Consider the following 14702-nt stretch of genomic DNA (forward strand, 5'->3'; position numbering starts at 1 on the left):
AAATAGAACCGTTAATCCAAAATTGGGCAAGAATTTATTTGATCTTAGACTTTAATATTGTTCTATCTGGTCTTTGTCATTAAGATTATACCAGTGGACCAATTCATTTTTGTTAAATGAAAGTCTTTTCTATCTTCTAAATTTTTAATCAGTATAGCTGCTTTTTCAGCATGACCTTCGGGCCAATTGGGTTGCTCGTCCATGTCATCGATCACATAAATCCCTCCAACTTTTAGCATAGAAAATACTTCGTCCAAGTGGCTGTATTTACCCGGCCATGCATCAGCAAAAATCAAGTCAAAATGAGTGCCCTTGTATTGTTCAATCCATTTTGCTCCATCAGTCAAGACAAGTTCGACTCTAGAATCTTCACCAAAAAAATCTTCGGCAATTTGGATTAACTGTGGGTCATTATCCACTGAAATTAATTTTGACTTCTCGTCCATTCCATCCACCATCCAAGAAAGTGATAAACCAATCCCAGTTCCTAGTTCCAGAAATTTACCTTGAGGTTTACTTGCTACTAAAGTTTTTAATAGACTCCCGACGTATAAATCAGAAGGCATAGAAAATCCTATTTCAGCTGATTTGGCCTCAATTTTAGAATGGATTGCTGGTTTATTATGAATTTTATTATCAATCATAGTTAATTCTGGAAATAAAAATGAGGTCAAAAATTTAATCTCTATTTGAACTTTTCATATTTATTCAAAACTAAGTTTAAAAAGTTCTTGATAGAATATCTCCTATATTTTCGACTACTATTTTTGCATTAGATTTCGAAAAACAAAGCGGTGGTTTTGTTTTAAGCACATTGTCATAAGGTCCATCAGTGCTGATAAGTATGTTTCTGTTTCTTAATTCATTCTTAATTAAAGAAGCCAAATTCGTATCAGGATCAGTAGTGCCAGGTTTCACGACTTCAATTCCAAGAAATAGTCCTGATCCTCTTACGTCCCCAATGCATTCAAATTTTGTTTTCAAATTTTTAAAAAGTTCTGAATAATAGTTCCCGACAATACGAGCATTCTCTTGGAGCTTTTCTTCATGAATAACATCTAAAACAGATAAACCAATTGCACAAGAAACAGGGTTTCCACCAAAGGAACTAAAAAACTCCACTCCTTTACTGAAGGAATCTGCAATTTCATCGGTGGTAACAACAGCTCCCATTGGATGTCCATTCCCCATAGGTTTTCCTAATATTACCATGTCTGGAACAACGTCTTGAGCTTCATATCCCCAGAAATGATCTCCCATTCTTCCAAAACCTGTCTGAACTTCGTCACTGATACAAATACCACCTTGCTTCCGGATCGCTGGATAGAGTTCCTTTAAATAGCCATTTGCAAGCGGAACTTGACCACCACAGCCAACAATAGGTTCTGTAATAAAAGCACCTACTTTGTCTTCAAACTCCGTCATGATATCAATTGCTTCTTGGGCATATAACTTACCAGCACTTCCATCATTGATTTTATATTTTCCTAAATAAGTATCCGGAATAGGAGCTTTTAAAATATTTGACTGCTGACCAAAGCCTTTTTTATTGGAGAATTTATAATCACTGATATCGATGGATATTTGTGTGTTTCCATGATATCCATGCTCCATGACCATGATATTTTTGCTCTTGGTATGAGCATATGTTAACCTCATTGCCAAATCACTGGCCGCACTTCCCGAGTTGACAAAATATACTTTGCTCAGAGAAGGTGGGAATTTAGCCAATAACTTTTCCGCATATTCTGGAAGTAGATCATATAAATAGCGCGTATTGGTATTGAGTTTGGCCATCTGTCGCTGACCAGCTTCAACTACTTTCGGATGTGAATGACCAACATGAGGAATATTGTTATAGGCATCAAGAATGGAGTTTCCTACAGTGTCATACATATATTGAAATGCTGCTCCAATGACTGGGATAGGCTTTTTATAACTGACAGAAAGAATAGGACTAATGGATTTGTACCTACGTTTTAGTTCTTCTTCAACCTGAAGTGGCTCTGGTAATGGAAAACCAACAGCTTTCTTAAATGTAAAGCTTGCCTCCAACGGGCTTAAGGCTACCCACTTATAGAGAAGGTTCCATGCTGACTTTTCACTCACTGAGGCATAGGAGTTTTCTGGATCTACCTTCCTTGCGTGAGCAGATTGACATACACTGATGCAAAGCCTTGCCGCAATCAAATAATAAAGAATGTCGAGTTCGAGTTCTTGGAGTGGATTTGTTTGATGGTAGGATTTTAGAAAATCCGCTACCCATTCTAAGGGTTTTTCCTTGTCGTAAACGATGTAAGTAAGGGCAATAGCCAATTCATTAATCAAAGGAGAATAACTCAAGTCACCAAAGTCAATTAATCCAGAGATTGTCTGATTTTGAACCAATACATTCCATTCGTTTGCATCGCCATGAATCACTTGTTTTCTCAGCTCTGGCAGGATTGGGGATACATTTTCTTCAAACTGGAGAAAAAAATGTCTTGCTAAATTTCTATCAGTAGGATTTTCAATATCATCCAGAAACTTCTTATTCAGATGAAGATATTGAATGTCCCAATCCAACTCCCTTGCTTTTAATACATAATCTGAAAAGTTTTCTAGACTCAGGTTAAGCTTTGCTAGGAAAGTTCCAAAGGATTGATAAACAGAATTAGTGGGTTTAGTATCTCCTAAAAAATCACCTTCTAAGTAAGAAAGTAATCTGCAAATTGATTTTGTACCATTTAAGTTTTTCAATAGAAGATACTTTCCATTTTTAAATGGGATAGGGGCCGGATATTTGCCTTGATCGGATAAGTTAAGATAAATTAAAGCATTGTTTTCAGCCTCAATAGTATCAAAAAGCTCCTTTTCATATCGATATGTTTTAAGGATAAATGCTCGTCCTCTTTCAGTAACAGAATAGTTGACGTTGAAGTAACCGTTTAGTTTTTTGATTTCTGGGCTGTCAAATCCGAACTCTTTCTTTAGAAGGGTTTTTAACTCATCCATGAATTTTGATACTAGTAAGAGAGTTTTAAGAGTTAATTAAGAATGATAAATCTAAAAATATTCCCAGAAATCTGAGTTAGCCTTATTCAAATAAAAAAGAGACCCATTTCGAGATCTCTTTCTATGGTTTAATCTTTTTTAATACGTGTATTTCACGATCACTCTTTTTTGTAAGGATTGATTATCCGGTGAAATCAGGGCTGGGCTCACTGCATCGGCTCTTGCATTCATCATTTCCATTTTATAAACTGGTTGGCTAGCATTTAGGGAAACTCGGTGAACTCGAATAGTTTTAATTCCTAATGTTTCAGCAATCAACCTTGCCTGGCTTTCTGCATTTTTAAGAGCTTCTGTCAATAGGCCGTTTTCTAAAGATTTCTCAGTGGCCTCAGAAATCTGAAAATTCAGATTAAAACTCATATCTCCTGAATCCTGAATTGCCTCTACGATTTTTTGAAGATCTTCATTTTTACTGCTTGTCCTGATTTGTAAATTTTGTGATGCCACATATCCGCTATCTCTAGCATATCCACTTCTATAAATACGATTAATATTGACAGAGAAGTTATCCGCAACAAGCATGTAATCTTTGATTTTAGCCTTCTCAAGTGCTTTGGCGAGATTTTTCGTTTTGGTATTCAGGACTTCTGTTGCATCCGTGACTTTCATTGACTTCTCTTCTAGACTAATAGAAAAAACAGCCTCATCCGGTGCTATCTTTCTTTCGGCAAATCCTTCTACTTCAATGAGTGGTATTGTTAAATCATCTTGTGCCATTATTGGCAAAGCCAACATGATTCCAAATAATAAGGCGATTAAGTTTTTCATGGTTTAGTTATTTAATTCTTTTTTAAGTAGTTCAAAAGCAAGGCCAGAAATCCAGAAACTTTTAATTTAATACTACTGCTAATCAATTTTTAGGAAATTTAATTATGAACTTATTTCCATTCCAAAACTTCAATATTGTTCAATTCAGGCCCACCTCCTCGATTAGCTGAGCCTGCAGCCACATAAATTTTCCCTTTGTAGTAAACAACGCCAGTACCATGTCTGCCTTGATTTAATTTTGGAAGACTGGTCCAAGTTCCAGTTTTAGTGTCTAACATTTCTACCTCTGCATGTGCTGATTCTTGAGCTATACTCTCTCCATTCATTACGACAAGATTGGAACCAATCGCAACATTGGAAGTTCCTGCTCTTTCAGTCGGAATAGTAGAGTCTATTGTATGCCAGGTATTGGTTTTAAAATCGAAATAGTCAACCTCAGGAACTGTAAGATCTAAAACTTTCCCAATAACTGCAGAGGATCTTCTTCCTCCCACTAAATAAGCTTTGTCATCAATTAGGGTTGCACTGAAATGATCCCTCGCTCTTGGAGCATCAGGAAGCACTGTCCATTTTCCTGTATTAGGATCATATTCATCAAACCAAGTGACGTGACCATCCCAATGTCCATCAATAATCCCACTTGCCAGATAAATTTTATTATTTCTAATAAAAACACCTACCGATCCTCTGAGTCTTTCTTTAGGTATTTCAGGCCCCTCTCTCCATTCATTTTTCTTTGGGTTAAAAATCAGAAAATTTGGAATTGGAGTTTCATGAGGATAGCCGCCCGTAAATGCACCAATTACATAGATTTCATGGTCATACGAAATAGCTTGAAAATGATGGAAGTTCATCGGGACATCTGCCAAAGTTTTCCAAGTATTGGTTTTCGGGTCAAATTCTTCCACAGGTCTGTCCGTTCTTCCACCTAAGGCATAAAATTTTCCATCACATTCTACAAAGGAATTTTCATGTCTTGGAGATGCTTCGTTTTCGGTTTCAAGAATCTCCCATGTTTTATTTTGGGCAAGTGATACCGTCGTTAATAGACAAAAGAGAAGGATAAGAAATTGCTTCATAGCTTCGTTGGGTTTTATTAAAATGAATTTACCTAATTTTAATTAAATGATATAAACGAAAAAACCACGAGTATTTCGTGGCTTAATTTAATTTGCGTTTGGACTTTAATCTCCTAAATCAAGGATATCCCGAATTTTATTGATATCGGACATTTCTTGATATAGACCATCCACATCACCTTCAGCAATCTTCTCACGAAATGATGAAAGATTTGCAATATATCCGTCCAAGGCATTTAGAATATTGTCTTTGTTTTCAGAAAGAATAGGAGCCCACATCGCAGGGCTTGATTTTGCCAGTCTTACGGTGGATGCAAATCCAGAACCTGCCATATCAAAAATATTTTTTTCATCCGCCATTTTCTGAAGTACCGTTTCACCGAGCATGAAGGAAGAAATATGAGAAAGGTGAGAAACGAAAGCCAAATGTCTATCATGTTCCTCTGGATCCATAAATCGAAGCTTTAAATTCAAGGCTTCAAAGAGTTCGTATGCTTTTTCTTTTAAGTGAAGATCTGTTTTTTCAAGTTCACAGATAATCATCACTTTTCTATCCAAAAGATCGCCAAAGGCTGCTTTTGGTCCTGAATATTCTGTCCCTGCTATGGGGTGAGCCGCTAAGTATTGAGCTCTTTTGGGATGGTTTTCTACAAGCTTAGTGAGTTTGAATTTGGTGGATCCCACATCAAAGATTAAAGTATTTGGACCTACAACATCCAATGTCTTGATCAAAATATCTCCTAGTGTATTTGCAGGAGTAGCGAGAATAACCAAATCTGTGTCTTCGTCAGGAGTTTCTTTTACTTCAGAAATTATATCTAATGTTAGGGCATCTTTTTGATTTTGAGGATCAATATCATTTCCTGTTATAATCAGATCCGTAAATTTCTTTTTTGCTCCTAAAGCGAAAGACCCTCCTAAAAGTCCCAGTCCAATGATGTGTATTTTTTTCATATGTTATTTTTCTGTTTTGGTTATCCCGAAGACTATCGGGAGGAATCTAGTAAGTTAGATAGCTATCCTACAGTTTGTGGATGATGGACTTACTCGATTTCATGGTTATTATTTAATGCGATTAATAGCTTCTAAAATTTTGAACTCTGGCATACAAAGAGAGATCCTTATGTGGTTTTCTCCTTCCGAACCAAAGATTTTCCCCGGTGTTACAAAAATGTTCTTTTCATACAATAGGTAATCAACGATCTGTTCAGCCGTTTTACCTTCAGGTACTTTGCACCAAACGAAAAGACCTGAAGATTCCTGAGAATAAGATAGACCTAACTTATCTGCAAGTTTCCAGACGAGTTTTCTTCGGTTTTGATAAAGTTCATCTAAGTCTTCAAACCAAGATTTCCCTAAACCTAAAGCTGCAATGGCACCTTTTTGAAGACCTAGAAACATGCCTGAATCCATATTGCTTTTGACCTTTAATACCTTTTGTAACCAATCTGCTCTTCCGGCCAACATTCCGATTCTCCATCCGGGCATATTAAATGTTTTACTCAGTGAATTCAATTCCAAAGCAATTTCATTTGCGCCAGGAATACTTAAAATACTCAAGGGTTTTTTCGTGAGAATATGACTATATGGATTGTCTGATAACAATACGATATCATGCTTTTTGGCAAATGTTACAAGTTCATGAAGTATTTGTTCGGAACCTGTTGCTCCGGTAGGCATATGCGGAAAGTTGATCCACATTAGCTTCACTTTACTCAAATCATTCTTCTCTATTGACTCTAATTCCGGTCTTCCTTTTTTTGAAAGATCGATAGAATAGAATACAGGTTTAGCCCCAAGAAGATTGGTTACCGAAGCATAAGTAGGATAACCAGGGTTTGGTATTAATACCTCATCTCCAGGATTCAAGAAAGTCATGCTCAGATGCATAATTCCTTCCTTGGAACCCATCAATGGAAGAATTTCTTTATCAGGCTGAAGTGAAACTCCGTACTCTCTGGAATAAAACTCGGCAAAGGCAATCCTTAACTCGGGTATTCCCTGATAGCTTTGATAACCATGTGCGTGTGGGTTTTCTGCTGTATTTTTAAGCGCCTCAATCACTCTTTTGTCCGGGCCAAGATCGGGACTTCCTATACCCAGATTAATTACAGGTTTTCCATCCGCAATCATTTGATTGACTTCTCTGAGTTTTGCAGAAAAATAGTATTCCTGTACTGTTTCGATTTTCTCTGAAAATCCTTTCATTATTTTCTGCTTAAGTATTCCCCGAATATTTTAACCTCTCCAAATTTATCTTGGATTTCTTGCATTGTCTTCTTGAATACTTCGTGTTTGTCAAAAACAGTGTCAATAAAGAATGAATATTCCCAAGGTTTTTGAATAACGGGTACTGATTGGATTTTGCTTAAGTCTAAACCTTTTTTACTCATTAATGTGAGAAGTTTCGCCAAAATTCCTTTTTCATTTTTCAATGTCACTTTAATGGAGGCTTTATTCGGAGTAAAATCCAGCTGCTCCTTTTGTTTTTGTAAAATGATAAACCGAGTGAAATTGTTTTTTACAGTTTGAATATCTCTGGCTAAAATTTCTAGCCCATAAATATCAGCTGCGATAGTAGATGCAATGGCTCCAATCCCTTTCCAATTCTCAGAGGTTATTTGTTTTGCAACTGAAGCAGTGTCAATGTCATCTTTCAGTTCAATATTTGGATGCTCGGCAAAGAATGATTTGCATTGAAGCAATGCCATGGGATGAGACCGAACTTCTTTGATATCCTCGATTTTTTGTCCGGGAAGTGCCATCAATTGATGAGCAATTGGTAAATATACTTCATCTCGAATTGTCAATTCGTAGCGATCCAGAAGTTCATAATTTGGAAAAATTGCACCGGCGATGGAGTTTTCTATCGCCATTACAGCAAAATCAGCATCTCCATTTGCAACTGATTTAGCAACTGGCTCAAATGTATTGAAAGAAAGAATTTCTGTGTTTTCTCCAAATTGAGCTAATGCAACTTGATGATGGAAAGAGCCTGGAACACCCTGAATAGCAATATTTAAAATTCGCATAACCTAGGATTTTGTTTCCATTTCAATTTCCAAAATCTCACAGTGCTTCCAGAAACTTGGATAAGATTTATTTACTACCGCAGGATCTTCAATCAATACTTTGGTTTTTGTGAGTAGAGGCATGAATGCCATTCCCATTCTATGATCGTCGTAGGTATGGATTTCTACTTCAGAAGGCATGGTCACAGAAGGAATTACCTGATATACTTCAGGTTCTATTTCTTTTAAGTTGGCATTAAATTTTCCTAGTTCCTGCTGCAAAGCATAAATCCGATCAGTTTCTTTGATCTTTAGACTTTCGAGTCCGGTGAAAATTGCGTTTTGACCTAAGATAGCGCAGGTGACTGCAATCGTTTGGGCTAAATCTGGACAATGGGTGAAGTCCCAGGTTTTGAGACCTTTTAAAGCTTGTTTTTGAAGTAAAACCCCACCTTCTTTAAAAGTGCTTTTTATTCCCAGATGATCCATGATTTCCACAACCTTTGAATCTCCCTGTAGGCTGTTTTCTTTTAGTCCTTCTAAAAAGAAAGTTCCTGAATCGGCACAGGCTAATAAGCTAAACCAATAACTGGCTCCCGACCAATCACTTTCCACGGCAAAAGTTGTGGGTTGATAAGCTTGATGTGCTACAGAAATTTTGTCATCAATCCACACGTATTTGATTCCGAATTGAGCCATCAGTTCCAGCGTCATTTCAATGTAGGTTTTGGAGCCTACCTTACCTTCCAGCTCTATTTCCAGTCCCTTTGGTAAAATGGGTGCAATCATAAGCATGGCAGAAATATACTGGGAAGAAACATCACCTCTAATTTTTACCTTATCAGAGGTTTGATTCGAAAGTCCATGAATAGCAAGTGGGGGATAACCTTCAACACCTAAATAATGAATTTCTGCTCCAATGCTTCTCAATGCGTCAACCAAAATCCCAATAGGTCTTTCACACATCCTGGGAGTTCCTGTCATGACCTTATTTTGATTTGTTATCACGCTGTAAGCTGTAAGAAATCTCATGGTAGTGCCTGCATCCAGCACATCAAAAACAGGAGGGTTTTTCTTTAACAAATGAATCATTGTCTGAGTATCTCTTGCCTCAGCCAGATTGGAAATTTTGTTTTCACCTTCCGTTAAAGCATCAATGATCAAAACCCGATTTGATTCGCTTTTAGAAGAAGGAAGCGGAATTGTTTTGGTTTTGAATTCACTTTTTTGGTTTAATTGCAAAACAGTTTTGGTATCGGTACTCACAGGAATAGGTTTAAGAAAGTTCTAAGTTTTTATAGTAATGGATTGCTTCTTTAATTTCATTTCGACTTACTGGAATGTTGTAAGTGCAATCCCCGATTTTCTCTAGCAAGGAGAACATAAGTACAGCTCCTTCATTCTTTTTGTCCTGAAGACAAAGGTCTATGATGGGGTCCAAATCTGAATCTGAAAAACTGAATCTCCCATAAATAGAAAGAAAAGTTTTGTTGATTCTATCTAGCTCAGCTTGGTTCAAATTTAATTTTCTTTGAGAAAGGTACGCTTCGCAAATCATTCCGATGGCAATAGCTTCTCCATGTAATAAGTGATGAGGGCCATCTAAAAAATGAGATTCAAAAGCATGTCCAACGGTATGTCCAAAGTTCAATATTTTTCTTAGTCCTGCTTCTTTAGGATCTGCTAAAACAACTTGTTTTTTTATTCCAACCGAATGCTGAATGAGTTTTATCCAAGATTGCTTTTCCCAACCTTCAATCTTAAGATTTTCAAAATAAGCTTTGTCTCTTATCAGACCATGCTTGATGATTTCAGCATAGCCAGATCTTAATTCTTCATGAGGTAAAGTTTCCAAAAACTCAGTTGAAATCATGACCGCCTCCGGTTCGTTGAATGTTCCCAAGTGATTTTTTAATCCTTCAAAATCAACTCCTAATTTACCTCCAACGCTTGCATCTACCTGAGAAAGAAGCGTAGTGGGAATATTGATGAAACGAATTCCTCTTTTATAAATGCTGGCGCAAAATCCACCCATATCTCCAATAACACCACCGCCAATATTGATAAAAAGCGCTTTTCTATCTAAAGAGGCTGCAGTCATAGCAGACCATATTTCTGCACAGGTGCTAAGATTTTTGTTTTTTTCGCCAGCAGCTACAGTAAAGTAGGTTGTTCCTGAAGGAAGAATTGATTGAAGTTTTGGTAAGCAATGCTTTTGGGTATTCTGGTCAGTTAAGACGAAAAGTTTTGAAAAAGAAATGCTAGCGAGCACTTTTTCCAAGTCTAAAGCAATAGAGGTTGAGAAAATGACGGAGTCCACTGGAATATTATTGAATAGGAAAGGTAGGCAAAAGGTTTTGAGAGGTAACCATACCTCCCAAAACCATTAAATGCTTAGCCTTTGTTTTACTTCTTTACAGCTTCTGATTCACGAAGTTGCTTTTCCTGACGCTTTACTGATTCTTCATGAATAGAATAAAGCAACTCTTTCATAAACTTCTCACTTAGATGACGCTGAACACCCTTTTGTGTTCTGCTTTCCATGACGTCTTTCCACCTATCAGACTGAAAAACAGTTAGGTGATGCTCTCTTTTATGAGCTCCTATCTGATCGATTACGGCAAATCTTTCCTGAAGGATGTCCAATAATTGATCATCCAAATGGTCAACTGCTCTTCTCAGATCATTTAATTTCTCAGAAGGCTTTTCGTTTTCAAGTGGTTTCTTGAAATCTATTGCATTCAGAATTTCCTTTAATCTCTTTGGAGTTACTTGCTGCTTTGCATCAGACCAAGCATTATCAGGATCGTTGTGAGTTTCAATCATCAATCCATCTAGGCCGAAGTTGATCGCTCTTTGAGCAATTTCTAAGATTCCATCTCTCTTACCCACGATATGACTTGGGTCATTGATAACTTCCATTCCGGTCCAAACACGCTTTAAGTGAATTGGCATTGACCAGTTTGGCTTGTTTCGGAATCTTTTGTCATAAGCATCAGAGAAACCTCTGTGAATTGCAGCGAGTTTGGTCAATCCAACAGCATGCATTCTTTCCATGGCACCCATCCAAAGATCAAGATCTGGGTTCATAGGGTTTTTGACCATTACCGGGATATCAGTTCCTTTCAAAGCTTCAGCAATTTCCTGAACTGCAAAAGGATTCACTGTGGTTCTAGCTCCAATCCAAACAACATCCACCTTGTTTCTAAGTGCAATTTCTGCATGTGCAGCATTTCCAACCTCAACAGTGATTGGAATATTCAAGTGATGACGAACGATTTCCATCCATTTCAATCCTTCTTCGCCAATGCCTTCGAAACTTCCAGGTCTGGTTCTTGGTTTCCAGATTCCTGCTCTGAACATAGAAGGAATCACATTTTCTTGTTTCATTTCCAAACAGATCTTTTCGATCTGCTCAGGAGATTCTGCAGAGCAAGGCCCTGCGATGATGGTTGGTCCTGTTAATCCCAGTCCCCAGTCTTTGATTTGTTTGTGCGTTTTCATACGGCTAAGCATTAAATGAAAAAACCCGACTCTTTCGAATCGGGCTCTTTGTGTAGTTTATCTTTTATTAATTTTTGGCTAGACAATAGACGGCACCGATTCGATTTTGGCTTCGAAAGTAAAAGTAAAAGGATGTAAAATATATCGCTGCTGTCAATAACATGTCTCAAATGTAAGCTTGACGATTTTAAAAACAAAATTAAATTTTAGCTCCATTGATCTGGAATCCATATTAAATGGAATAAACTTCCTAAAATACCTAGATTTCATCTTGTATATAACAAGGTTCGGAATATTATTCTGAATTGATTCTAAATTCATTTTTAAAATTCTTCTAAAAAAATCTTAATTATTTTTCTGAAATCTTAGCTTTCTAGAATTCTAATTGCCATTTCCTAATTATGAGGTTATAAATTAGGTTGTTTCACTTCAAAATCAATTTCTGAAATTATCCTTTGATTTCACTTTTGATTATTGGTAACAAAATCCGTGTTAAAGCAGTTTTTTGATATCTTTGCACCTTCTATTTAGCATATGCCCACAAAACAGACTATTTCATTCGAGAATTTAGAAGTTGCTTTCTCTTCTAAATCAGATGCGGAGTTAAAAAAAATGCATCTGGTCTTTTCATTATTAAATAATAAGACTCTTTCTGACATTGGAATTGCCTTAACACATGTTGCTTTAAAGCTTAAGTTCCCTATTAAATGGATCATGAAGCAGACCGTATTTGGTCATTTTTGTGGGGGTGAAAACATCAAGGAAAGTATCAAAGCCTGTGAAAAACTAGCAGAATATGGGATTGAAGCAATTCTAGATTATTCAGTTGAGGGTAAGGGAGATGAAGAAAGTTTTGAGCGAACTACTGAGGAGATTCGTCAGACAATGATTGAATCAGCCAAAACTGACTATATGCCTTTTGGAGTGATTAAAGTAACTGGGCTGGGGGATTATCATAATTTGATCAAAATCCAGGCTGGGGAAAAATTAGACCCAGAAGAGCAAAAGGCTTACGAGAAAACAAAAGCGCGAGTTGATCTGCTTTGCAAAACAGCATACAGCCTCAACTTAAAAATCTTGATTGATGCAGAAGAGTCTTGGTTTCAGGATGCGGTGGATGATTTGGTTTATGAGGCAATGGAAAAGTATAATCAAGATCGTTGCGTGGTTTATAATACCTATCAAATGTATCGTCATGATATGTTGGATCGATTAAAAAAGGCCAAGGATCAAGCGGATAAGAAGAGCTATTTGCTGGGAGCCAAATTGGTTCGTGGGGCCTATATGGAAAAAGAAGCGGAAAGAGCTGAAAAATTTGATTATCCAAGTCCAATTCAACCAAGCAAAGAGGCAACAGATAGAGATTATAATTTAGGAATTGAGTTCTGTGTTAAAAATAACGGTAGCGTATTCTTAATGAGTGGGTCTCATAATGAAAATAGCAATTTGCTAGTGGTTGACTTGATGAATAAATACGGAGTAAATCCTAAATCTGATCATGTCTTTTTTGCTCAGCTTTACGGGATGAGTGATAACATTTCTTTTAACCTGGCGAATGCCGGGTATAGAGTAGTGAAATATGTTCCATATGGTCCAGTCGAAAAGGTAATGCCTTATTTGACAAGACGCGCTGCTGAAAATTCTAGTATTGCAGGCCAAAGCAGTCGGGAATTTGAATTGATCAAGCGGGAAATAAAGAGAAGGAAGAATAGTAATCAGTAGTCAGTGATCAGTCCCGATAGCTATCGGGAGCAGTGTAGACCAAATGAATTGAAATAAAACTAAGAGGCTTTTCTGTCTCTGAAAAATAATAATGAAATGCAGCTTTTGAACGAACAGGAATTAGAGCGGAGAAAAGACAGGGAAGAATTGATTCGATTGGGAATCAATCCGTACCCAGCGGAAGCTTTTCCGATCAATGTCACCGCAGAAGATATTCATAGAAACTACGAAAACAGAAAAAACGACTACAAGGGAATTTCGATTGCAGGTAGATTGATGAGTAGAAGAATCATGGGTTCCGCTTCTTTTGCGGAGATTCAGGATTCTACTGGAAGGTTGCAGATTTATGTTCGCAGGGATGATATCTGCCCAGAAGAGGATAAAACACTTTACAATACGGTATTTAAAAAGCTTTTAGGCATCGGTGATTTCATTGGTGTTAAAGGATATATTTTCACCACTCAAACTGGAGAGATTTCACTTCATGTTACAGAATTAACTTTGCTCTCTAAGTCAGTGAAACCACTTCCTGTGGTGAAGCGGGATGAAGACGGGAATGTCCATGATGGGTTTACGGATCCTGAATTAAGATACCGCCAGCGTTATGTAGATCTTACGGTGAATCCTGAGGTGAAGAAAACTTTTATTACCCGATCCAAAATCATTTCTCAGATGCGTCGCTATTTTGACGATCATGGATGGCTGGAAGTAGAGACTCCAATTCTTCAGGCAGTTCATGGTGGTGCAGCCGCGAGGCCATTCAACACGCATCATAATACCTTGGATATGCCGCTATTCTTGAGAATTGCGAATGAGTTATATCTGAAAAGACTGATCGTGGGAGGATTTGATGGAGTTTATGAGTTCGGGAAAATGTTCAGAAATGAAGGCATGGACAGAACGCATAATCCTGAATTCACTTCCATGGAAATCTATGTGGCTTACAAAGATTACATCTGGATGATGGAAATGGTGGAGGAACTTTTAGAGCAAGTGACTGAATCCATTCACGGCAAGACTGTAGTGAAAGTAGGAGGGCAGGAGATTGATTTTGCAGGACCCTACAGAAGATTGACCATGTACGATTCTATCAAAGAATATGCAGGTATCGATGTGAGTAAAATGGATGAAGAAGGACTTCGTCAGGTTTGTGCTGAAATGGGAATTGGGGTTGATGATTCCATGGGTAAGGGTAAATTAATCGATGAGATCTTCGGTGAGAAAGTGGAGGCTAACTTGATTCAGCCAACCTATATCACGGATTATCCGATTGAGATGACGCCATTGGCGAAAAAACATAGAACCGAAGCTGGATTAGTCGAGCGATTTGAGCTTTTTGTAAATGGGAAGGAAATCGCCAATGCATATACTGAGTTAAATGATCCAATTGACCAAAGAGAAAGATTTGAAGAGCAGTTGAAATTAGCTGCCCGTGGAGATGATGAGGCGATGGCCATGGATGAGGATTTCTTGAGATCTTTGGAGTATGGAATGCCACCAACCTCAGGAATGGGAATTGGAATCGATCGATTGACGATGCTTTTGACAAATAAGACCACCATTC

General features: G+C 37.5%; 12 protein-coding genes. 2 read left to right on the forward strand and 10 right to left on the reverse strand.

Translation table 11 applies throughout. From position 1 onward, the window contains the following. Positions 1–62 precede the first annotated feature (62 nt). From Q0L68_RS08430 to Q0L68_RS08475, 10 genes are all read right to left on the reverse strand, one after another. Positions 63–644 (reverse strand): class I SAM-dependent methyltransferase, encoded by a 582-nt coding sequence (locus tag Q0L68_RS08430; RefSeq protein WP_296701660.1) that lies wholly within the window; start codon positions 642–644, stop codon positions 63–65. Positions 645–720: 76 nt separating this feature from the next. Continuing rightward, positions 721–2994 (reverse strand): aminotransferase class III-fold pyridoxal phosphate-dependent enzyme, encoded by a 2274-nt coding sequence (locus tag Q0L68_RS08435; protein WP_296701662.1) that lies wholly within the window; start codon positions 2992–2994, stop codon positions 721–723. Between the two features lie 138 nt (positions 2995–3132). Then, positions 3133–3822 carry an SIMPL domain-containing protein gene (locus Q0L68_RS08440; RefSeq protein ID WP_296701664.1) on the reverse strand — a complete coding sequence of 230 codons (690 nt, stop codon included), beginning with the start codon at positions 3820–3822 and terminating at the stop codon, positions 3133–3135. Positions 3823–3932: 110 nt separating this feature from the next. Beyond that, positions 3933–4901: a kelch motif-containing protein gene (locus tag Q0L68_RS08445; RefSeq protein WP_296701666.1), complete on the reverse strand. Its 969-nt coding sequence runs from the start codon at positions 4899–4901 to the stop codon at positions 3933–3935. Between the two features lie 105 nt (positions 4902–5006). Next, positions 5007–5855, reverse strand: a complete 849-nt coding sequence (locus Q0L68_RS08450; RefSeq protein WP_296701668.1) for a prephenate dehydrogenase — start codon at positions 5853–5855, stop codon at positions 5007–5009. A gap of 108 nt (positions 5856–5963) precedes the next feature. After that, positions 5964–7109 carry an aminotransferase class I/II-fold pyridoxal phosphate-dependent enzyme gene (locus Q0L68_RS08455; RefSeq protein ID WP_296701670.1) on the reverse strand — a complete coding sequence of 382 codons (1146 nt, stop codon included), beginning with the start codon at positions 7107–7109 and terminating at the stop codon, positions 5964–5966. Beyond that, complete coding sequence (locus Q0L68_RS08460; RefSeq protein ID WP_296701672.1) at positions 7109–7933, reverse strand: prephenate dehydratase; 825 nt, start codon at positions 7931–7933, stop codon at positions 7109–7111. Before Q0L68_RS08460 ends, Q0L68_RS08455 begins: the two co-directional genes overlap by 1 nt. 3 nt (positions 7934–7936) lie before the next feature. Then, positions 7937–9178, reverse strand: a complete 1242-nt coding sequence (locus Q0L68_RS08465) for a 3-phosphoshikimate 1-carboxyvinyltransferase (protein ID WP_296701674.1) — start codon at positions 9176–9178, stop codon at positions 7937–7939. A gap of 10 nt (positions 9179–9188) precedes the next feature. Further along, entirely contained in the window at positions 9189–10232 is a 1044-nt protein-coding gene (gene aroB / locus Q0L68_RS08470; protein WP_296701676.1) for a 3-dehydroquinate synthase, read from the reverse strand. Between the two features lie 86 nt (positions 10233–10318). Beyond that, the gene (locus Q0L68_RS08475; RefSeq protein WP_296701677.1) at positions 10319–11416 is read right to left on the reverse strand and encodes a chorismate mutase; all 1098 of its coding nucleotides are present in this window, start codon (positions 11414–11416) and stop codon (positions 10319–10321) included. 534 nt (positions 11417–11950) lie between these two features. Between Q0L68_RS08475 and Q0L68_RS08480 the strand changes: the two genes are divergently transcribed. Further along, a complete protein-coding gene (locus Q0L68_RS08480; RefSeq protein WP_296701679.1) occupies positions 11951–13138 on the forward strand; it encodes a proline dehydrogenase family protein in 1188 nt (395 codons plus the stop codon). 96 nt (positions 13139–13234) lie between these two features. Continuing rightward, a partial coding sequence (lysS, locus tag Q0L68_RS08485) for a lysine--tRNA ligase (protein ID WP_296701681.1) occupies positions 13235–14702 on the forward strand: 1468 nt, incomplete at its 3' end.

Source organism: Algoriphagus sp. (assembly GCF_024642405.1).
Classification (GTDB): domain Bacteria; phylum Bacteroidota; class Bacteroidia; order Cytophagales; family Cyclobacteriaceae; genus Algoriphagus.

Excerpts from the sequence above, each read along its gene's own strand:
- Q0L68_RS08430 (WP_296701660.1), bottom strand. The coding sequence starts at position 644 with ATGATTGATAATAAAATTCATAATAAACCAGCAATCCATTCTAAAATT.
- Q0L68_RS08435 (WP_296701662.1), bottom strand. The coding sequence starts at position 2,994 with ATGGATGAGTTAAAAACCCTTCTAAAGAAAGAGTTCGGATTTGACAGC.
- Q0L68_RS08450 (WP_296701668.1), bottom strand. The coding sequence starts at position 5,855 with ATGAAAAAAATACACATCATTGGACTGGGACTTTTAGGAGGGTCTTTC.
- Q0L68_RS08440 (WP_296701664.1), bottom strand. The coding sequence starts at position 3,822 with ATGAAAAACTTAATCGCCTTATTATTTGGAATCATGTTGGCTTTGCCA.
- Q0L68_RS08460 (WP_296701672.1), bottom strand. The coding sequence starts at position 7,933 with ATGCGAATTTTAAATATTGCTATTCAGGGTGTTCCAGGCTCTTTCCAT.
- Q0L68_RS08445 (WP_296701666.1), bottom strand. The coding sequence starts at position 4,901 with ATGAAGCAATTTCTTATCCTTCTCTTTTGTCTATTAACGACGGTATCA.
- Q0L68_RS08480 (WP_296701679.1), top strand. The coding sequence starts at position 11,951 with ATGCCCACAAAACAGACTATTTCATTCGAGAATTTAGAAGTTGCTTTC.
- Q0L68_RS08475 (WP_296701677.1), bottom strand. The coding sequence starts at position 11,416 with ATGAAAACGCACAAACAAATCAAAGACTGGGGACTGGGATTAACAGGA.
- Q0L68_RS08455 (WP_296701670.1), bottom strand. The coding sequence starts at position 7,109 with ATGAAAGGATTTTCAGAGAAAATCGAAACAGTACAGGAATACTATTTT.